The organism is Pseudomonas sp. NFR02 (genome assembly GCF_900119375.1).
In the GTDB taxonomy this organism is placed as follows: domain Bacteria; phylum Pseudomonadota; class Gammaproteobacteria; order Pseudomonadales; family Pseudomonadaceae; genus Aquipseudomonas; species Aquipseudomonas paracarnis.
Genome location: NZ_FPJJ01000001.1, coordinates 528301 through 545801 on the forward strand (window position 1 = coordinate 528301; position 17501 = coordinate 545801).

Here is a 17501-nt window from a genome sequence, read left to right on the forward strand (position 1 = left end):
ACCCTTGCCTCGGAAAGTCGCCATGTTAAAGCGTACGAAACTTGTATCGGCTGCGTTGTCGCTTGCACTGTCCGTCACCAGTGGCCTTGCCCTTGCAGATCCAGGTAATGGCAAAGGCCAAGGCAATAACAAGGGTGATGCCTATGGTGGGCAGGACAACGGCAAAGGTCACGGTAATAACAAAGGTAATGCCCAGGGCGGGCCGGGTAAGGCCAAAGACAAGGGCGGCCAATCCAGGAACGACTTCAGCGTTGATCGCGGTCTTGTACTGAACGTGCTGGGCGGTCACCGCGATTATTGGCGCCCAGGGCCAGCCTTGCCGCCTGGCATTCAGAAAAACCTGGCACGCGGCAAGCCCCTGCCGCCTGGTATTGCCAAGAAGCTGGACGGCCGCTTGCTGGGGCAGTTGCCTCGTTATGATGGTTACGAATGGCAGCAAGCGGGAACCGACTTGATATTGGTGACCATTGCGACCGGCATCATCTACGAAGTTCTGAACGGTGCGTTTGATTGAGGTGCAGCGCCCTCAGGCTTCACGGCCGGGGAAAAACAACTCAAAACAGGTCACGCCATCTTCACTGCTTACACGGTACCGCCCGTTATGCAGTTGCATGATGGTCGCCACGATCGAGAGTCCCAGGCCGTTGGACTGGGATGACCGCTCGCGGGATTCATCGACCCGGTAGAACCGTTCGAACAGCCGCGGCAGGTGCTCAGCCGGGATCGTCTGGCCTTGGTTGCTGACTTTCAGGTTGATGCCCGCGCCATCCGGCACTGCCTGGATACTCAGCTCCGAGCCCGGCGCGCCATACTTGATGGCGTTGGCACACAGGTTGGCCAAGGCACGGCGCAGCAGCATTGGTTCAGCCCAGATCACCCCTTCGCCCAAGGCCGTGATGTGCATGTCCACATCACCGGCCAGCCCCTCGAAGTAATCCGCGATGCGTTCCACTTCATCCGCCGCGTCCAGCGCCTGGCGTTGGCGCAGTGCGCTGGCGGGGTCGGTGCGGGCCAGGAACAGCATGTTGTCGAGCATCCGCGCCAGGCGCTCCAGCTCTTCGACATTGGAGGCCAGCAGTTGCTGGTAGCTCTCGATGCTGCGCTGCTGCTGCAGGGCCACCTGGGTTTCGCCGAGCAGGTTGTTGATCGGGGTGCGCAGTTCATGGGCCATATCGGTGGACACTTGGCCCAGTTGTACAAAGCCTTTGGCCAGGCGCTCAAGCATGGTGTTGAACGAGTCGATCATGGGCAGCAATTCTTTCGGCGCGCCGTGGCTGTCGAGGCGTTCGGCCAGGTTGCTGACGCCGATCCCTTGGGCATGCCGGGCCAGGCGGCGCAACGGCAGCAAGCCGCGATGAACCAGCAGGTAACCCACCAGCGCCAGGATGATCGCGGCGATACTCGCCTGGATGTAGACGCTGAGTCGATAACTGGCGAGCACGGCGGTGCGCTCGGTCATCAGGCGGCCGCTGGTGATTTGCAAGCTGCCCAGGTCGCCGGAGTCGATGTCCACGGCCACCAGCGAGAAGGGAATGCCGTTCAGGCCTGGCAAATGTTGCACGTCGCTCAATATGAGCCGGTGATCCTTGGGCAGCGGCTGGATCGACGGCAACTCAATATTTCCCGGGTTTACCAGCAGCAGCGGCTGCTGGCCGGGTGCGGCGATACTCAGCACCGATTCGCGGTTGCCCAACATGTTCTGGAACAGCTCTGGCTTGGTCTTGATCAAGTCCAAGGTATTGCTGTCGTTAAGCAGGTTGCGCAACTGATCCACTCGCGATATCAGCGCGGCGTCATCGCGGCGGATCAGTTCGCGCTCCAGCTCCCGGTACAGCGCCACGCCCAGGGTTGCCAGCAGGGCGAAGGCGAGCAGGGCGAAGATCAATGCCAGGCGCAGGGTCAGGGAGTAAGGGTGCTGGCGGCTCATGGCTGGGTATCGAAGCGGTAGCCAATGCCCCGCACGCTGTGGATCAGCTTGAGCTGGAACGGGTCGTCGATTTTCAGGCGCAGGCGGCGCACGGCGACATCCACCACATTAGTGTCGCTGTCGAAGTTCATGTCCCATACCCGCGAAGCAATCAGCGAGCGGGACAGCACTTGGTCCTGGTGCGTGGCAAACAGGTGCAGAAGGGCGAACTCTTTGTTGGTCAGGGTAATGCGCGTGCCGGCGCGGGTGACCCGACGTTTGAGTACGTCAATGTGCAGGTCGGCGATGTGCAGTTGCTCTTCATCCCGGCTCGGGCCACGACGGTTGAGGGTACGCAGGCGCGCCACCAGTTCGGCGAACGAAAAGGGCTTGATCAGGTAGTCATCGGCACCCAGTTCAAGGCCTTTGATGCGGTCGGCGATGTCATCGCGGGCGGTGAGGAACAGCACCGGCGTATCGGCCTCTTTGCGCAGGCGACGCAGCACTTCCCAGCCATCCATTTTCGGCATCATCACGTCGAGTACGATCACGTCGAAGGGCGTTTCAAGGGCCTGGTGCAAACCGTCCACGCCATCGCGGGCCAGGCTCACACAATGCCCCAGTTCCTGCAGGCCATTGAGCAGATAATTGCCGGCCTTGGGTTCGTCTTCGACTACAAGGATGTTCATGGGAAGTGCTCTGCTTCAATAAGTTGCGCCAGTGTAGCCCGATCAATTGTCATTGGCGCAACCGGTGCCCTGGACTTGGTAATCCAGCACATGTTCGCGGTCTTGGTGGTCCAGGTAGCGCAGTTGCGCCGGCACAACCCCGCATTGGCCGTAGGTGTCGGTGCTGGACAGCACCTTGGCGACATCCAGGTGCACGAAGAAGCCGGTCTTGTCATGGATCACGTTGGCGGCAGGGGCGGCGTCGGCAGCGAATACCGAGCCAGTGACGAGCAAAGCGGCGAAGCCCAGGGCAATCAGTTTCATGGTGGTGTCTCACGTTCCGGGTGGGTAGTGAGCTCACGGTAACCAGGCGACCCCAACAGCCAACCAACAGGATCATGACAAGTTCGTCATTTTTGCCTCGGAACTGACGGGCCAGATCTCGGCGTTTACAAGCGTCAAGGTGATCCGTAGATTGCAGGGGCCCAGCCCATGAGGAAGCCGTGCAGTGTCCAGCCCAACTCCAAACGTATTTACCCGGCGTTACCGCGCCTTTCTGTTCGATATGGACGGGACCCTGCTCAACTCCATTGCGGCTGCGGAGCGCGTGTGGGGCATCTGGGCTGCACGGCATGGCTTGGATGTGGAAGCGTTCCTGCACACCATTCATGGTGCCCGCGCAATTGATACGATCACCCGCCAGGCGTTGCCGGGTGTCGATCCACAGGTAGAAGCCCAATGGATCACCGAGGCTGAGCTGGACGATGTCGAAGGCATCGTGGCAGTTCCCGGCGCGGTGGCGTTTTTGGCCAGCCTGCCCGTCGATCAATGGGCGTTGGTCACCTCTGCGCCAAAAGCGTTGGCCGTGCGCCGGCTGCAAGCGGCGGGCATTCCGGTGCCGGCGGTACTGGTGACAGCCGAAGATGTAAAGACGGGCAAGCCCGATCCGGCCTGTTATGTGCTGGGTGCCCAGCGCCTGGGCGTGCCGGTGCAAGACTGCCTGGTGTTCGAGGACGCCACAGTGGGGATTCAGGCTGGGGAAGCGGCGGGGGCGGATATCATGGTGGTGACCTCGACACACATGGCGCCGATGGTGACTGCCCATGCTTGCATCGAGGAATATAGTGCGTTGAAAGCCGAGCGTGGGGCTGATGGCTTGCTGTCCTTAAGTCCGTTACCGGTCTCGGCCTTCCAGGCAGTCGAGGGAGTCTGATAGCGCCTGCAACCGGCTGTTTTTCATGCCTTGGCGCGACATCACCATTTCCCTGAGTATCTCGGTGGCGAGCTGGTTGATGGCCTCTGTACCGTGATAGTGCGCACGCACGATGCCAGTAATCGCGAAGTGATCGGTCTCTGGGCCGCTGAGCACGGCTGACAGGGTGCCGTCGGCATGCAGCGTGCACTCAACCCTGTAGCTCGGCAGGCGTTCTGCCAAGGCTTTTTCGATTTGGGATTTGTTGAGGGTGTCCATCTGCTTTTGCACCTTTGATTAGCTGCGCAACGCAAGCCCAATGATAGGTGGTGGTGCGGCGGTGTAAATACCGGCGATCCGATAACCGCTAAACGCCCTCAGCGTGCGGCTTTTTCATGGGCGCGATGAGCGGCGCGCTGACACAGCTTGCGCAAGATCACCTTCTGGATGGGCTTGAGGCAGAACACAAGCAGGTAACCACAGAGTAGAAGCGCCAGATCCACCCAGGAATGGGTGCCGGGATCGGCCCCTTCAACTTCCATTCTCAGGCCACACCCGAGTGCCACGAAGGTCAGCCCTATCAACAGGGCAATCATCCAGGATCTGGAAACAAGGGATTGCGACGCGGCTGGCCTCATCGACGTGTTCCTGAAATGCACTCGGATGGCAGGATAAAGTGTCAGAAATTGGGCTGCCAATAGCGCGACAAGTTCCGGATACCCTGACAGTTTCATCTTGCAGCGAAGGGAAAGCTCAAGGCGCGCTGGTCACGCGGGGAAACGCGAGCAGGCCAATTGGGTTTTCGCCAGCCGTTACAGTGAACGAAAAGGCTGGCTACTGGAGGCGTTTCAAGGCGTCTGGTTTTTATCGGGTGCAGTCAGGCCGGCCTGGATACGCTGGTAAATCTCCTCGCGATGCACGGCAACATCCTTAGGGGCGTTGATGCCGATTCGTACTTGCTGGCCGCTAACGCCCAGGATGGTGATCGTAATGTCATCACCGATGTTTATGCTTTCACCGACTTTGCGGGTGAGTATAAGCATGGACTTCTCCTTGAATTACTTTTAAGGACACATGTTTCAGACAGGGTAGGTGTCGGATGTGTGTAGCTTACTGCGAAGCGCTTCCCTGTGACTGCCTCTTTCTAGGACGCATAGAGGCGACATTAATTCCCATGGCGGTATCATACAGGTCGCGATACATGATTCGCATTGTTTAAGCCAACGTTTATGACGGCCAGAATAGACAGTGAATGGTAAAGTTGCCTCTTTGATCCTCAAAGGAGCAGGGCAGTGCGTAAAGTAGCGATGGCAATTGTGGTGTTGGCGTTGGCCGGATGCGGTGAAGGTAAGTCGGTCGATGCCCCCAAGGCCAAGCCTGCCGTGACCGAAAGCCTGCCGCAAACCGGTGCGATTGCCGCTCAGGAGTGGGATATACGGGTCGGCCCGCCGGACCACAAGCTGCAGGCGATCACCGACCTGACCGCCTGGTTGCTGGAACACGGCTTCAATTTCTATATCGTCAAAGTCGACGGCAAGGATGAGGTGCTATTGGGGCCGTTCGCGACCAAAGCCGAGGCCGAAGCCAAGCAGGCGCTGCTAAACGAAAAAATGGCACGGGCCAAGAAAAACGACACCGTGTCGGAGATCATCGAACACAAGGCTGCGCAGTAGCAGCAGGCCAGGTGGGCGGGCAGCCCCGCCCACGTTCAGCCGCAGGCCTTCAGGTTGACCGGGCCGACGAACTCATTGCCGCGCCCCATCACGCAAGCCACGGTCTGGTTGCGCTGGCGCTCCCAGATTTGCACCGGATAGGTCTTGTTCCAGGCTTCATACAATTGCCGGTCCTGCTTCGACAGGCGTAGGCCATATTGCTTGCTCATGTAGAAATACGTGCGCGCGATCATTCCGCGAATGGACGGGCGCGGCATGACTTTCTTTGCCTTGAAGTCCACCTGGGTCAGGCATGAGCCATACTGCCCGCTTTGCACCGGCAGCCAGCCAAAGCTGAAGTTGTTACGGTCGCCATTCACTTCGCCGATGCTCGGCACCAGATTGTGCAGGTCTGCCTCGGCGCGCTTGAACACCTCATCATGGCGCGTGCAGTTTTTTCGCCCGCCATTTTGCCAGCATTGGCGCAGATGCCCGATTTGCCAGGCCGGTACGATGTGTTCCCACTCAATGCGCGCGGCGCGGTTGGCGTTTTTGCGGGGGATGTAACCGCAGGCTTTCAGGTTGACCCGGTTACCGGTGTATTTGCAGCCGCAATAAAATTCGGTGGATTGCGGCGCGTAGAGCTTCCAGGCGATTTTCTTGGCTTCGCTGAAGGTTCGAGGGGCTTGGGCGTTGGCGGTGACGGTTAAAAACAGACAGCACACAGCAATAAAACGGGCACTCATTGAATCAATCTTCCTTCGGCACAACCCAGAAAATCTGCACGCCACCGTCATCTCGATAGGCGAGGGTGACGTTGTCGTTTTCCGAAATCTCTTCCAGTAAACGTTGCCAATCGGTCTCCGGTTCATCGGGTAAACGGAAGATCAACGCTGCCTTGGCTTTTTGGGCGTTGGTCGAATTGATGATTTTTTGCACGCGGATAGCCAGGCGCTGGTAGGCGTCAGGCGATGCAGGGGCTGCGGAAGAGGGCTTTGCCACAGAACATTCCTTAATTGGCTGTACGCACATACAGTATTTAACTGTAGGCAATTTCGCAACTGCTTAAATTTCAAGAAGTTCGTCTGACAGCGAATCAGGAAGTTTGTTGAGGTGCGGGGGGAGAGGGGTTGAATATGGCGAGGGAGCAAGCTCCCTCGCCACAAAAGCATCTACAGGTGAATCAGCAGGGATCAGTATTCCCAGAAGATCCGTTGCAGTTCCTTGCTGTCCTGGGTCTTGGTCAGTGCGACCATGGCCAGGATGCGGGCTTTCTGCGGGTTCAGGTCAAGGGCGGCGACCCAGTCGTATTTGTCGTCTGGCTGTTCGGCGTTACGCAGAACCATGCCACCGGCGTTGACGTGGGAAGAACGAATGATCTGCACGCCTTGCTTGCGCAATTCCACCAATGCTGGAACGACCTTGGACGATACCGAGCCATTGCCGGTACCGGCGTGAATGATCGCTTTGGCGCCCGCTTGGGCCAATGCTTTGTAAGCGGTGTCGCTCACGTTGCCGTAGCCGTAGGCAATTTCAACGTCAGGCAGGCTTTTGATGGTCTTGATGTCGAACTCAGAATCCATGGTGTGACGCTTGGCCGGCAGGCGGAACCAGTAGGATTTGCCTTCAACGACCATGCCCATTGGCCCCCATGGGCTCTTGAAGGCTTCGGTTTTGATGTTGATCATCTTGCTGACGTCGCGACCCGATTGGATCTCGTCGTTCATGGTCACCAGCACGCCTTTGCCGCGGGCTTCCTTGCTGCCTGCGACCGCAACGGCGTTGTACAGGTTGAGCATGCCGTCTGCCGACATCGCGGTGCCTGGGCGCATGGAGCCGACGACCACGATAGGCTTGTCGGTTTTTTCCACAAGGTTCAGGAAGTAGGCGGTTTCTTCAAGGGTGTCGGTGCCGTGGGTGATCACGATGCCATCCACGTCCTTGCTGTCGGCCAATTCGGCGACACGGCGACCCAATTGCAGCAGGTTTTCGTTATTGATGCTTTCCGACGCAATTTGCATTACTTGTTCGCCGCGAACATTGGCGATCTGGCTAAGCTCAGGAACGCCGGCGATCAGTTGTTCGATGCCGACTTTGGCTGCCTGGTAGGTGGCGCTGTTGGCCGCGCTGGCGCCGGCGCCAGCGATGGTGCCGCCGGTGGCGAGGATGACCACGTTGGACAGTTTGGTCTTGCTTTCAACTTCCTTTGCCTGGGCGGCAACGGGGAACAGCAGCAGAAGGGCCAATGCGCCCGGAATAACGTTCTTCAATGCAGATTTCATTATTTTTCTCTCTGGTTTTTGATGAGTGCTGTAGCAGGTTCATCTAGAACACCCGGGCGGTTCTGAACGCCGCGAGGTGCTGAGAAAGAGCAGGATTTGTACCAGGCTGAGCATGTTGGTTTTTTTAAATTAACTTATTGATTTAAAACAACTTAAAGCAAGATTTCGGTTTGGTGGGGGTCGGTGCTGTCCGGCTTTCCGAACGAGAAGGGCTGTGGTGTTCGGTTGTCCGAAAAGCGTTCACGATTTGTCCGGGCACCCTGCATGATCATTCACCCCCCAGGCTGTCGTTTCAGCGAAGGTCAGAGAGGGCGAGCTTGCTTAAACGTATCAGCGGCCGATAGCTGAAGGGAGGGCCTGGAGGGCGTCCGTGAAAGCCTTGCTGCTACCGTTGACAAATCTCGACAAGGTTCTCATAGTTTACTCAACGCAAACGTTTGCGAGATGTTTCACTGCGCCCTTGGCACATCGTGACAGCTCGTATCAGCCGCCCAAGTGGGAGGGCTGCCGAAGGGGTCTTCGGTGCAAGCGTTGCTCACAATAATCATAAGATCGGAGTGAACCCATGAAGCTGCCATTTGCTGGACGTCTTCTTGCTGTTGCTGTGCTTGCTGCCGCATCCGCCGCTTTGCCTCTCTCTTCTGCATTTGCCGATGACGCTGCCAAAACGCCTACCGTGGGTTTGGTCATGAAGTCCCTTGCCAATGAGTTTTTCGTCACCATGACCGACGGTGCGAAGGACTACCAGAAAGCGCACCCAACAGAATTCAAGTTGATCTCCAACGGCATCAAGAACGAAACCGATACCAGCGCGCAGATCGCCATTGTCAACGAAATGATCAACGCCAAGGTCGATGCGCTTGTCATCGCTCCCGCCGACTCCAAGGCACTCGCCAGTGTGCTGAAGAAAGCTTCCGATGCCGGTATCAAAGTCGTCAACATCGACAACCGCCTGGACCCGGAAGTACTCAAAAGCAAAAACCTCAATATCCCGTTCGTAGGCCCGGATAACCGCAAAGGCTCCAAGCTGGTGGGCGACTACCTGGCCAAGCAACTGGCCGCCGGTGACAAGGTCGGCATCATCGAGGGCGTACCCACTACCACCAATGCCCAGCAGCGCACCGCAGGCTTCAAGGATGCGATGGACGCGGCAGGCATGAAGATTGTTTCCACCCAATCCGGTAACTGGGAAATCGACCAAGGCAACAAGATCGCGGCAGCGATGCTGAGCGAAACACCGGATATCAAGGCGCTGTTGGCCGGTAACGACAACATGGCCCTGGGCGCTGTTTCCGCCGTGCGTGCGGCAGGCAAGGCCGGCAAGGTGCTGGTTGTGGGTTATGACAACATTGACGCGATCAAACCAATGCTCAAGGACGGTCGTGTGTTGGCCACCGCTGACCAGGCCGCTGCCCAGCAAGCCGTGTTTGGTATCCAGAACGCGCTGAAGCTGGTCAAGGGTGAGAAAGTCGATGCCAAAGATGGCGTGATCGAAACCCCGGTCGAACTCGTCATCAAGCAGTAATCCTGGCAGTACCCAACAGCGCCCGCTCGTCCTGAGCGGGCGCCTGGAGATTTTCCTATGTCATCTTCCGCCCCGAACGCTGTCCTCTCGGTCAGCGGTATCGGTAAGACCTATGCCCAACCGGTTCTGTCCGACATCACCCTGACGCTCAATCGCGGGGAAGTGTTGGCGCTGACCGGTGAGAACGGCGCAGGCAAAAGCACCTTGTCGAAGATCATCGGTGGCTTGGTCACGCCCACTACCGGGCACATGCAATTCAATGGTCAGGATTACCGCCCCGCCAGCCGCACCCAGGCCGAAGCCTTGGGCGTGCGCATGGTCATGCAGGAACTCAACCTGCTGCCGACGCTGACCGTGGCTGAAAACCTGTTCCTGGATAGCCTGCCGAGCCGCTGTGGCTGGATCAGCCGCAAACAACTGCGCAAAGCCGCGATCGAAGCCATGGCCCAAGTCGGCCTGGACGCGATCGACCCGGACACGCTGGTGGGCAGCCTGGGCATCGGTCACCAGCAAATGGTCGAGATCGCCCGTAACCTGATCGGCGACTGCCATGTACTGATCCTCGACGAGCCCACGGCGATGCTTACTGCTCGTGAAGTCGAGATGCTGTTCGAACAAATCACGCGCCTGCAGGCTCGAGGCGTGGCGATCATTTATATTTCTCACCGGCTCGAAGAGTTGGCCCGTGTCGCCCAGCGCATTGCGGTATTGCGCGACGGCAAGCTGGTCTGCGTCGAGCCGATGGCCAATTACAACAGTGAGCAGTTGGTGACCTTGATGGTCGGTCGCGAACTGGGTGAACACATCGATTTGGGCCCGCGCACCATCGGAGGCCCGGCCTTGACGGTGAAGGGCCTGACCCGTTCGGACAAGGTCCGCGATGTGTCCTTTGAAGTGCGCGCCGGTGAAATCTATGGCATTTCCGGCCTGATCGGCGCCGGCCGCACCGAGTTGCTGCGCCTGATCTTCGGCGCCGATCCGGCCGACAGCGGCACCGTGGCCTTGGGTTCGCCGGCCAAGGTGGTGAGCATTCGCTCGCCGGTGGACGCGGTCGGTCATGGTATTGCCTTGATCACCGAAGACCGCAAGGGTGAGGGCCTGCTGCTGACCCAATCCATCAGCGCCAACATCGCCCTGGGCAACATGCCGGAAATTTCCGGCGGTGGCGTCGTCAACAGTCGCAACGAAACCGCTCTGGCCAAGCGCCAGATCGACGCCATGCGTATCCGCAGTTCCAGCCCAACGCAACTGGTGTCCGAGCTGTCGGGTGGTAACCAGCAGAAGGTGGTGATTGGCCGCTGGCTGGAGCGCGATTGCGCGGTGATGCTGTTCGATGAGCCCACCCGTGGTATCGACGTCGGTGCCAAGTTCGACATCTACGCTTTGCTCGGTGAATTGACCCGTCAGGGCAAAGCGCTGGTAGTGGTGTCCAGTGACCTGCGTGAGCTGATGCTGATCTGTGACCGCATCGGTGTGTTGTCCGCCGGACGGCTGATCGAGACCTTCGAGCGTGACAGCTGGACCCAGGACGAATTGCTCGCCGCCGCCTTCGCCGGCTATCAGAAACGTGATGCGCTGCTCAACGAAGCCGCGCCTAGGAATACCCCATGAAAACAAGCACTTCCCCCGGTAAAACTGGCGGCAACTTCTATGGCCTGGGTACTTACCTGGGGCTGGCAGGTGCCTTGCTGGCGATGATTGCGCTGTTCTCGGTGCTCAGCGATCACTTCCTGTCCTATGACACCTTCAGCACCCTGGCCAACCAGATTCCTGACCTGATGGTGCTCGCGGTGGGCATGACCTTCATCCTGATCATTGGCGGCATCGACCTGTCCGTGGGCTCGGTGTTGGCATTGGCGGCCTCGGCGGTCAGCGTGGCGATCCTGGGCTGGGGCTGGAGCGTGTTGCCCGCCGCCCTGTTGGGTATGGGCTGCGCGGCGTTGGCCGGCACCATCACCGGTTCCATCACGGTGGCCTGGCGCATTCCGTCATTTATCGTATCCCTCGGCGTGCTGGAGATGGCCCGCGGCGTGGCCTACCAGATGACGGGCTCGCGCACCGCTTATATCGGTGACTCATTTGCCTGGCTGTCCAACCCGATTGCTTTTGGTATTTCCCCGTCGTTCATCATTGCGCTGCTGGTGATTATTGCGGCCCAGTTGGTGCTGACCCGTACTGTGTTCGGGCGTTACCTGATCGGCATCGGTACCAACGAAGAAGCGGTGCGCCTGGCGGGTATTAACCCCAAGCCATACAAGATTCTGGTGTTCAGCCTGATGGGCCTGTTGGCCGGTGTGGCGGCGCTGTTCCAGATTTCGCGCCTGGAAGCGGCGGACCCGAATGCCGGTTCGGGCCTGGAGCTGCAAGTGATCGCCGCCGTGGTGATCGGTGGTACCAGCCTGATGGGCGGGCGTGGTTCGGTCATCAGTACGTTCTTCGGGGTGTTGATTATTTCGGTCTTGGCCGCTGGGCTGGCACAGATCGGCGCGACGGAACCGACTAAACGTATCATTACCGGCGCCGTGATCGTGATTGCCGTGGTCCTCGATACTTACCGCAGCCAGCGCGCCAGTCGGCGGGGCTGAACCATGGCAACGATCAAGGATGTGGCAGCGCTTGCAGGTATTTCCTACACCACCGTGTCCCATGTGGTGAACAAGACGCGCCCAGTCAGCGAGCCGGTACGCATCAAGGTCGAGGCGGCGATCAAGCAGTTGGACTACGTGCCCAGTGCCGTCGCACGCTCGCTCAAGGCCAAGACCACGGCCACCATCGGCCTGCTGGTGCCCAATAGCCTCAACCCGTATTTTGCCGAACTGGCTCGGGGTATCGAGGATTACTGCGAGCGTAATGGCTATTGCGTGATCCTCTGCAACTCGGATGACGACGCAGAGAAACAGCGCAGTTACTTGCGCGTGTTGCTGGAAAAGCGCGTCGATGGCTTGATCGTGACATCCGTGGGCGGCGATGACAGTGGCCTTGCCGCGGGCTTGAGTGCAGTGCGCACGCCCATGGTGATTGTCGACCGGGCGCTGGATGGGATTGATGTGGACCTGGTGCGCATCGATCACGAAGAGGGCGCTTACCTGGCGACCCGGCACCTGCTTGAACTGGGGCACCGGGACATCGCCTGTATCGGCGGCCCTGGGCATACCCGCGTGGCGCAGATGCGCCTGGCGGGTTACCAGCGTGCATTGCGCGAGGCGGGCATCGAGGTGTTGGCCAGTCGTACCCTGGAAAGCGATTTCACCAGCACGGGCGGGTATGCCGCAGCCGTAGAGTTATTATCGCAACACCCGCCCAGCGCGATTTTCGCCAGCAACGATATGATTGGTTTTGGCGTGCTGCGCGCCGCCGCCGAGCGCAATGTGCGGGTGCCGGGCGAGCTGTCGGTCATCGGTTTCGATGACATCCAGATGGGGCGCTACGTCTACCCGGCGCTGACGACGGTCGGCCAGTCAATCCTGCAATTGGGCGAGACTGCGGCCGAATTATTACTGCAACGAATAGCAACACCCCAACTGCCGATCGATCAACGTATCGTGACGCCCAGTATTGTTTTGCGTGAGTCGACTGCGCCATTGGCTGATGTGTTCGCCCAATACCGCTGAACCGAATTGATGAGTACTGATGTATGCCAGCAAAAGTAGTGGTAATAGGCAGCTTGAACATGGACCTGGTCACTCGCGCCAGTCGCTTGCCGCGTGCCGGTGAAACCCTGATCGGCCAGACGTTCTCCACTGTGCCCGGCGGCAAGGGCGCCAACCAGGCCGTCGCCTCGGCACGCCTGGGGGCGAGTGTCGCCATGGTGGGATGCATCGGTACCGACGCCTATGGCAGCCAATTGCGCGATGCGCTGTTGGTGGAAGGGATCGATTGCCAGGCCGTCAGCACGGTGGACGGTTCCAGTGGTGTGGCATTGATCGTGGTCGATGACAGCAGCCAGAACGCCATTGTCATTGTGGCCGGCAGCAACGGTGAGCTGACGCCTGCGTCGCTGCGAACGTGCGACGCTGTGCTGCAGGCGGCAGACGTGATCATCTGCCAGCTTGAGGTGCCGATGGAGACTGTTGGGTATGCGCTCCAGCGAGGGCGCGAACTGGGCAAGACGGTCATTCTCAACCCGGCCCCGGCAAGCGGGCCGTTGCCCGCTGATTGGTATGCCTCGATCGATTATCTGATCCCCAATGAAAGCGAGGCCAGCGCTCTGAGTGGCGTGACGGTCGACTCCCTCGACAGTGCCAAGGTCGCCGCGATCGCGCTGATCCAGGCGGGCGCCGGTAAGGTCATCATCACCTTGGGCGCCCAGGGCGCGCTGTTTGCCGACGGCCAGAGCTTTGAGCACCTGGTGGCGCCGAAGGTCAAGGCGGTGGATACCACCGCTGCTGGCGATACCTTTGTCGGTGGCTTTGCCGCCGCGCTGGCCGCGGGCCAGAGCGAAGCCCGGGCGATCCGTTTTGGCCAGGTGGCGGCGGCATTGTCAGTGACCCGCGCCGGCGCTCAGCCTTCCATTCCTACGCTGCACGACGTACAAGGTTTTGTGCCCGCATGAAAAAGACACCTTTGCTGAATATCGCCCTGTCGCGCGTGATCGCGTCCCTGGGTCACGGCGACATCCTGGTCATCGGCGATGCCGGCCTGCCGGTGCCTCCCGGCGTCGAACTGATCGACCTGGCACTGACTCAGGGCATCCCTGACTTCATCAGCACCTTGCGCATCGTGCTTAGCGAAATGCAGGTGGAAAGCCATGTGCTGGCAGAAGAGATCCTGCTGAAGCGACCGCCCGCGCTGACCGCGCTAAATGCGCTCACAGAGCAGGCTGCACTGGGTGAGCGCCGCCTGCTCAGCCATGACCAATTCAAGCAATTGAGCCGCAATGCCCGCGCCGTGGTGCGCACTGGCGAATGCCAGCCGTACTGCAATATCGCGCTGGTGTCCGGCGTAACGTTCTAGCGTCCCCCCTATGACAAGGAGTGCTTTATGCAACGTGGTCTACCTACCCTGAAAAACCTGTTCCGGAGTGTTCTGCTTTTGTCCGCGCTCACTGCTGCAAGCGCCCAAGCGGCGGAAAAAATCGACCTGATCATCGATACCGACCCGGGTGCCGATGACGTGGTGGCCTTGCTGTTCGCCATGGCCTCGCCGCAGGAGTTGAGCATTCGTGCGCTGACCACCGTCGCCGGCAATGTGCGCCTGGACAAGACCTCCCGCAACGCACGCCTGGCGCGCGAGTGGGCAGGGCGCGAGGACATCCCGGTGTACGCCGGTGCGCCAGCGCCGTTGCTGCGCAAACCGATCTACGCCGAGAATATTCATGGCAAGGAAGGCATCTCGGGCGTCACGGTGCATGAACCGAAAAAAGGCCTGGCCGAAGGCAATGCGGTCGACTATCTGATCAAAACCCTGAGCAGCGCCAAGCCGCACAGCATCACCATCGCCATGCTCGGCCCGCAGACCAACCTGGCACTGGCACTGACTCAAGCGCCCGAAATCACCCAGGGCATCAAGGAAGTGGTCGTGATGGGCGGCGCCCACTTCAATGGCGGCAATATCACCCCAGTGGCTGAGTTCAACCTGTTCGCCGATCCGGTGGCGGCGGAGATCGTGCTCAAAAGCGGTGTGAAGTTGACCTACCTGCCGTTGGACGTGACCCATAAAGTCCTCACCAGCGACGCCCGCCTGAAGAAGATTGCGGACCTGAACAACAACGCGAGCAAGGTCGTCAGCAGTATTCTGAATGAGTACGTCAAAGGCGATATGGAGCACTACGGCATTCCGGGTGGCCCGGTCCATGACGCTACCGTGGTGGCGTACCTGCTCAAGCCTTCGCTGTTCAGCGGTCGTGAGGCCAATATGGTAGTCGACAGCCGCGAAGGCCCGACCTTCGGCCAGACCATCGTCGATTGGTACGATGGGCTCAAGCAGCCAAAGAATGTGTTCTGGGTTGAGAATGGCGACGCCCAGGGCTTCTTCGATCTGTTGACCGAGCGCCTGGCGCGTCTGAAGTAAGTTAGCGGGGCGGCACTCGTCGCCCGGTTCTAATCGCGCTCTTGGGCGCCCCTGTAGTCGGCCGGGTATTTCTCGAATATCTGGCCGATGAACGCTTGCGCCGCCTGGGTGCCCAGTTCCTTGACCAACAGATCGATACCAATGATCGCCAGTTCTTCCGGGCTTCCGGGGCTGTAGGAACTTTGCCCTTGGGGCCACTTGGCTTTGATGTCGGCTTGAAGCGTTACGGTGGTCATGGAAATCTCACGGGCTGAAAATGCGGGGTAGTGCACTGGAACGCCGTTCCAGAGGGGCGCAGTTAAGCATTTTGTACGGCATTTGGCACTGCTACTTAGGCATGAAGCAGCGGCTGTGCGACACTGTCGGCCTGTTAAATGGCCGGGAAACACCGCGTGCAAATCGATTTGAGCAACCCCGACAACCTGACGCTGGAGGCCGTGCGCCAACTGCTTGGCAGCGCCAGTGACGACGAACATACCCAGCTGCGGGTGAGCAAGGCAGGCGTTGCCTACATTTCTTCCGGCGTAGTCGGGGGGGCTGATATCGGTGGCCTGCTGTTTCGCCTGGAGACCTGGGCCAAGGGTTCCGGTTATGTCGGCCTCGTGGCGGCCAGTGATGAAGTGTGGGTCATGCAGATTTTTAACGCACTGAAGCAGAATTGGCCTACAGCGACGTCAGACTATATCGACATCTACTAAGTGCGTTCATATCTAGTCACGATTGACAGGGCGCTTGCCAGCAGTGAGTCAGGCAGACTTGCCCACAAGCGGTTAACGTCTTGAAACCAATCGCTTTGACTGATGTCGCACGATCTCTCTCCACTTTTTATCATAGGAGGCTTCATGCCTTGGAAGCTCGCATCATTCGGTACTTTGTTGGCTGCGCTCGCGTTGGCGGGTTGCAGCACCCCGGGTGCCTCTGAGCCAGGCAAAGCTGCCACTGCGACCGATGCCGGTCATAGCCGCTGTGAGTCGAAGGCTGCAGAGTTCGCCATCGGCCAGAAGGCCTCGCCCCAGTTGCTGGAGCAAGCTCGCACACGTGCCGGCGCGCAGAATGCACGCATTCTCAAGCCCAATGACATGATCACGCTGGAATATCGCTCCGACCGCTTGAACCTGAACACCGACAACAATCTGGTGATCAACCGGGTTAACTGCGGCTGATACGGCTTTTGCATCACCCATAAAAAACCCCGTCACATGGACGGGGTTTTTTTAGCTCAGCGGAGAATTACTCGCCGCGAACCTGTGCAGCTTGCATACCCTTTTGGCCTTTCTCAGCCACGAAGGAAACGGTTTGGCCTTCTTTCAGGCTTTTGAAACCGTCGCTTTCGATAGCTTTGAAGTGTACGAACAAGTCGTCACCGCCACCTGTAGGAGTGATGAAGCCGAAGCCTTTTTCATCGTTGAACCATTTAACGGTGCCGGTTTGGCGATTAGACATGGTGTATCTCCAAGAAACATATATTTTCAGTAGTGCTGTGCTGCTCAGGCCAACTGGGCACACTGGGCTATCATAGTCGAAATGTTCGGCTTGGGAGCCCCCCCAAGGCACTGTTTGCTAATCAATCGCTTTGCGTTTGATTCATCATTCGGCTGAAAGCCCCGATTTACGGGGCTTTGCGACGAAATATCAGCTGTTAAAAAAAGCCGTAAAACCTGCATAATTTGTGTGAAATGGCAGTTTTCAGGCTGTTTTTCCAGCGAAATGGCCGTCGAATCGTCAGCCAATCTTACTTTTTCTTCACCACTTTGCAGGACGAAATAGCCGCGACCGCTTTGTTTTTAAGCTCCGGGCTGGCGTTCTGGTTGGTCATCAATTCCTTGATCTCGGCAGTGCTCAATTCGGCATTGATCTTGTCAGCGCCGCATTCGCAGTGGGCCTTGGCGGTCTTGACGTCCACGTTCTGGCTGGCGGCGGCACTGCAGTCGTTGACGAAGGCGTCACGGGCGCCGGCTGGCCAGTTGGAAGGCGCTGCAGCCTGCGCGCCGAGGGAAAGGAGGCTCAGGGTAGCGGCGACAGCGAGGGTAGAGGTAAAACGCATCATGGGATGCTCCTTTGGGTCGAGGACGAACGGCGATTCTCAGTGGCTTTGAGGCCCTGCGTACAGCTCAAGTTCACTTTCGCAGCTATAAAGCCATGAATTGCTCTTTACCCAACGCTTGGCCGACGCGATGACCGTTCATCTGTGCTAGCATCCTTGCCTGGCTATTTCCGGGCGCGCCATTTGCCGCCTTGCCAGGTCCTTTTTGTTCACTCCAGTCACT

General features: G+C 58.9%; 24 protein-coding genes. 12 read left to right on the plus strand and 12 right to left on the minus strand.

Features of this window, described 5'->3' with window-relative positions; all coding sequences use genetic code 11:
- The first annotated feature begins 22 nt into the window (after positions 1–22).
- Positions 23–514 (plus strand): anti-virulence regulator CigR family protein, encoded by a 492-nt coding sequence (locus BT199_RS02505; protein WP_072433802.1) that lies wholly within the window; start codon positions 23–25, stop codon positions 512–514.
- A gap of 12 nt (positions 515–526) precedes the next feature.
- On the opposite strand, the gene BT199_RS02510 is transcribed toward BT199_RS02505, so the two are convergent.
- The 3 genes from BT199_RS02510 to BT199_RS02520 are packed head-to-tail and all read right to left on the minus strand — an operon-like array spanning position 527 to position 2898.
- The gene (locus BT199_RS02510) at positions 527–1927 is read right to left on the minus strand and encodes a heavy metal sensor histidine kinase (RefSeq protein ID WP_072433803.1); all 1401 of its coding nucleotides are present in this window, start codon (positions 1925–1927) and stop codon (positions 527–529) included.
- Positions 1924–2595: a heavy metal response regulator transcription factor gene (locus tag BT199_RS02515; protein WP_003192516.1), complete on the minus strand. Its 672-nt coding sequence runs from the start codon at positions 2593–2595 to the stop codon at positions 1924–1926. The genes BT199_RS02510 and BT199_RS02515 overlap by 4 nt, the downstream gene beginning before the upstream one ends.
- A 42-nt stretch (positions 2596–2637) precedes the next feature.
- On the minus strand, positions 2638–2898 hold the full coding sequence (locus BT199_RS02520) for a DUF2790 domain-containing protein (RefSeq protein ID WP_014719138.1): 261 nt from the start codon (positions 2896–2898) through the stop codon (positions 2638–2640).
- 184 nt (positions 2899–3082) lie between these two features.
- Here BT199_RS02520 and BT199_RS02525 point away from each other — a divergent pair, with 184 nt between their 5' ends.
- Entirely contained in the window at positions 3083–3787 is a 705-nt protein-coding gene (locus tag BT199_RS02525; protein ID WP_014719137.1) for an HAD family hydrolase, read from the plus strand.
- On the opposite strand, the gene BT199_RS02530 is transcribed toward BT199_RS02525, so the two are convergent.
- The 3 genes from BT199_RS02530 to csrA all read right to left on the minus strand — a co-directional run bounded on the left by BT199_RS02530 (position 3749) and on the right by csrA (position 4809).
- Positions 3749–4045: a hypothetical protein gene (locus tag BT199_RS02530; protein ID WP_014719136.1), complete on the minus strand. Its 297-nt coding sequence runs from the start codon at positions 4043–4045 to the stop codon at positions 3749–3751. The two genes, BT199_RS02525 and BT199_RS02530, sit on opposite strands and share 39 nt — an antisense overlap.
- Before the next feature lie 98 nt (positions 4046–4143).
- The gene (locus BT199_RS02535; RefSeq protein WP_019820895.1) at positions 4144–4404 is read right to left on the minus strand and encodes a hypothetical protein; all 261 of its coding nucleotides are present in this window, start codon (positions 4402–4404) and stop codon (positions 4144–4146) included.
- Between the two features lie 210 nt (positions 4405–4614).
- Entirely contained in the window at positions 4615–4809 is a 195-nt protein-coding gene (gene csrA, locus BT199_RS02540; RefSeq protein ID WP_003192511.1) for a carbon storage regulator CsrA, read from the minus strand.
- Positions 4810–5073: 264 nt separating this feature from the next.
- Between csrA and BT199_RS02545 the strand changes: the two genes are divergently transcribed.
- Positions 5074–5439 carry an SPOR domain-containing protein gene (locus tag BT199_RS02545; RefSeq protein WP_019820896.1) on the plus strand — a complete coding sequence of 122 codons (366 nt, stop codon included), beginning with the start codon at positions 5074–5076 and terminating at the stop codon, positions 5437–5439.
- Positions 5440–5474: 35 nt separating this feature from the next.
- On the opposite strand, the gene BT199_RS02550 is transcribed toward BT199_RS02545, so the two are convergent.
- From BT199_RS02550 to BT199_RS02560, 3 genes are all read right to left on the minus strand, one after another.
- Positions 5475–6164, minus strand: a complete 690-nt coding sequence (locus BT199_RS02550) for an endonuclease (protein ID WP_019820898.1) — start codon at positions 6162–6164, stop codon at positions 5475–5477.
- A gap of 4 nt (positions 6165–6168) precedes the next feature.
- Complete coding sequence (locus BT199_RS02555) at positions 6169–6420, minus strand: DUF1654 domain-containing protein (protein WP_014719132.1); 252 nt, start codon at positions 6418–6420, stop codon at positions 6169–6171.
- A gap of 191 nt (positions 6421–6611) precedes the next feature.
- Positions 6612–7700: an asparaginase gene (locus BT199_RS02560; RefSeq protein WP_019820900.1), complete on the minus strand. Its 1089-nt coding sequence runs from the start codon at positions 7698–7700 to the stop codon at positions 6612–6614.
- 565 nt (positions 7701–8265) lie between these two features.
- Between BT199_RS02560 and BT199_RS02565 the strand changes: the two genes are divergently transcribed.
- The 7 genes from BT199_RS02565 to BT199_RS02595 are packed head-to-tail and all read left to right on the plus strand — an operon-like array spanning position 8266 to position 15234.
- Complete coding sequence (locus BT199_RS02565) at positions 8266–9225, plus strand: sugar ABC transporter substrate-binding protein (RefSeq protein ID WP_014719130.1); 960 nt, start codon at positions 8266–8268, stop codon at positions 9223–9225.
- Positions 9226–9282: 57 nt separating this feature from the next.
- Positions 9283–10836, plus strand: a complete 1554-nt coding sequence (locus BT199_RS02570) for a sugar ABC transporter ATP-binding protein (RefSeq protein ID WP_058410051.1) — start codon at positions 9283–9285, stop codon at positions 10834–10836.
- Positions 10833–11810: an ABC transporter permease gene (locus BT199_RS02575; protein WP_032903933.1), complete on the plus strand. Its 978-nt coding sequence runs from the start codon at positions 10833–10835 to the stop codon at positions 11808–11810. The genes BT199_RS02570 and BT199_RS02575 overlap by 4 nt, the downstream gene beginning before the upstream one ends.
- Before the next feature lie 3 nt (positions 11811–11813).
- Positions 11814–12836 carry a LacI family DNA-binding transcriptional regulator gene (locus BT199_RS02580; RefSeq protein WP_014719128.1) on the plus strand — a complete coding sequence of 341 codons (1023 nt, stop codon included), beginning with the start codon at positions 11814–11816 and terminating at the stop codon, positions 12834–12836.
- A gap of 23 nt (positions 12837–12859) precedes the next feature.
- Positions 12860–13777, plus strand: coding sequence for a ribokinase (rbsK, locus tag BT199_RS02585; RefSeq protein WP_072433804.1), 918 nt, complete (start codon positions 12860–12862; stop codon positions 13775–13777).
- Positions 13774–14178, plus strand: coding sequence for a D-ribose pyranase (gene rbsD, locus BT199_RS02590; RefSeq protein ID WP_072433805.1), 405 nt, complete (start codon positions 13774–13776; stop codon positions 14176–14178). The genes rbsK and rbsD overlap by 4 nt, the downstream gene beginning before the upstream one ends.
- Positions 14179–14205: 27 nt before the next feature.
- Positions 14206–15234 carry a nucleoside hydrolase gene (locus BT199_RS02595; RefSeq protein ID WP_032896207.1) on the plus strand — a complete coding sequence of 343 codons (1029 nt, stop codon included), beginning with the start codon at positions 14206–14208 and terminating at the stop codon, positions 15232–15234.
- A 29-nt stretch (positions 15235–15263) separates the two neighbouring features.
- On the opposite strand, the gene BT199_RS02600 is transcribed toward BT199_RS02595, so the two are convergent.
- Positions 15264–15470 carry a hypothetical protein gene (locus BT199_RS02600; protein ID WP_014719124.1) on the minus strand — a complete coding sequence of 69 codons (207 nt, stop codon included), beginning with the start codon at positions 15468–15470 and terminating at the stop codon, positions 15264–15266.
- Positions 15471–15626: 156 nt separating this feature from the next.
- Between BT199_RS02600 and BT199_RS02605 the strand changes: the two genes are divergently transcribed.
- The gene (locus tag BT199_RS02605) at positions 15627–15932 is read left to right on the plus strand and encodes a hypothetical protein (protein WP_014719123.1); all 306 of its coding nucleotides are present in this window, start codon (positions 15627–15629) and stop codon (positions 15930–15932) included.
- A 144-nt stretch (positions 15933–16076) separates the two neighbouring features.
- On the plus strand, positions 16077–16397 hold the full coding sequence (locus BT199_RS02610) for an I78 family peptidase inhibitor (RefSeq protein ID WP_003192494.1): 321 nt from the start codon (positions 16077–16079) through the stop codon (positions 16395–16397).
- A 67-nt stretch (positions 16398–16464) separates the two neighbouring features.
- Here the strand turns inward: BT199_RS02610 and BT199_RS02615 are convergent, their stop codons facing one another.
- Complete coding sequence (locus BT199_RS02615; RefSeq protein ID WP_003192493.1) at positions 16465–16677, minus strand: cold-shock protein; 213 nt, start codon at positions 16675–16677, stop codon at positions 16465–16467.
- A gap of 289 nt (positions 16678–16966) precedes the next feature.
- A complete protein-coding gene (locus tag BT199_RS02620; RefSeq protein ID WP_019820908.1) occupies positions 16967–17281 on the minus strand; it encodes a hypothetical protein in 315 nt (104 codons plus the stop codon).
- Positions 17282–17501 lie beyond the last annotated feature (220 nt).

Bases quoted from the DNA above. Each gene is read 5' to 3' on its own strand.
- BT199_RS02505 (WP_072433802.1), top strand. From the start codon at position 23: ATGTTAAAGCGTACGAAACTTGTATCGGCTGCGTTGTCGCTTGCACTG.
- BT199_RS02510 (WP_072433803.1), bottom strand. From the start codon at position 1,927: ATGAGCCGCCAGCACCCTTACTCCCTGACCCTGCGCCTGGCATTGATC.
- BT199_RS02515 (WP_003192516.1), bottom strand. From the start codon at position 2,595: ATGAACATCCTTGTAGTCGAAGACGAACCCAAGGCCGGCAATTATCTG.
- BT199_RS02520 (WP_014719138.1), bottom strand. From the start codon at position 2,898: ATGAAACTGATTGCCCTGGGCTTCGCCGCTTTGCTCGTCACTGGCTCG.
- BT199_RS02530 (WP_014719136.1), bottom strand. From the start codon at position 4,045: ATGGACACCCTCAACAAATCCCAAATCGAAAAAGCCTTGGCAGAACGC.
- BT199_RS02535 (WP_019820895.1), bottom strand. From the start codon at position 4,404: ATGAGGCCAGCCGCGTCGCAATCCCTTGTTTCCAGATCCTGGATGATT.
- csrA (WP_003192511.1), bottom strand. From the start codon at position 4,809: ATGCTTATACTCACCCGCAAAGTCGGTGAAAGCATAAACATCGGTGAT.
- BT199_RS02545 (WP_019820896.1), top strand. From the start codon at position 5,074: ATGGCAATTGTGGTGTTGGCGTTGGCCGGATGCGGTGAAGGTAAGTCG.
- BT199_RS02550 (WP_019820898.1), bottom strand. From the start codon at position 6,164: ATGAGTGCCCGTTTTATTGCTGTGTGCTGTCTGTTTTTAACCGTCACC.
- BT199_RS02560 (WP_019820900.1), bottom strand. From the start codon at position 7,700: ATGAAATCTGCATTGAAGAACGTTATTCCGGGCGCATTGGCCCTTCTG.
- BT199_RS02565 (WP_014719130.1), top strand. From the start codon at position 8,266: ATGAAGCTGCCATTTGCTGGACGTCTTCTTGCTGTTGCTGTGCTTGCT.
- BT199_RS02570 (WP_058410051.1), top strand. From the start codon at position 9,283: ATGTCATCTTCCGCCCCGAACGCTGTCCTCTCGGTCAGCGGTATCGGT.
- BT199_RS02575 (WP_032903933.1), top strand. From the start codon at position 10,833: ATGAAAACAAGCACTTCCCCCGGTAAAACTGGCGGCAACTTCTATGGC.
- BT199_RS02580 (WP_014719128.1), top strand. From the start codon at position 11,814: ATGGCAACGATCAAGGATGTGGCAGCGCTTGCAGGTATTTCCTACACC.
- rbsK (WP_072433804.1), top strand. From the start codon at position 12,860: ATGCCAGCAAAAGTAGTGGTAATAGGCAGCTTGAACATGGACCTGGTC.
- rbsD (WP_072433805.1), top strand. From the start codon at position 13,774: ATGAAAAAGACACCTTTGCTGAATATCGCCCTGTCGCGCGTGATCGCG.
- BT199_RS02595 (WP_032896207.1), top strand. From the start codon at position 14,206: ATGCAACGTGGTCTACCTACCCTGAAAAACCTGTTCCGGAGTGTTCTG.
- BT199_RS02600 (WP_014719124.1), bottom strand. From the start codon at position 15,470: ATGACCACCGTAACGCTTCAAGCCGACATCAAAGCCAAGTGGCCCCAA.
- BT199_RS02610 (WP_003192494.1), top strand. From the start codon at position 16,077: ATGCCTTGGAAGCTCGCATCATTCGGTACTTTGTTGGCTGCGCTCGCG.
- BT199_RS02615 (WP_003192493.1), bottom strand. From the start codon at position 16,677: ATGTCTAATCGCCAAACCGGCACCGTTAAATGGTTCAACGATGAAAAA.
- BT199_RS02620 (WP_019820908.1), bottom strand. From the start codon at position 17,281: ATGATGCGTTTTACCTCTACCCTCGCTGTCGCCGCTACCCTGAGCCTC.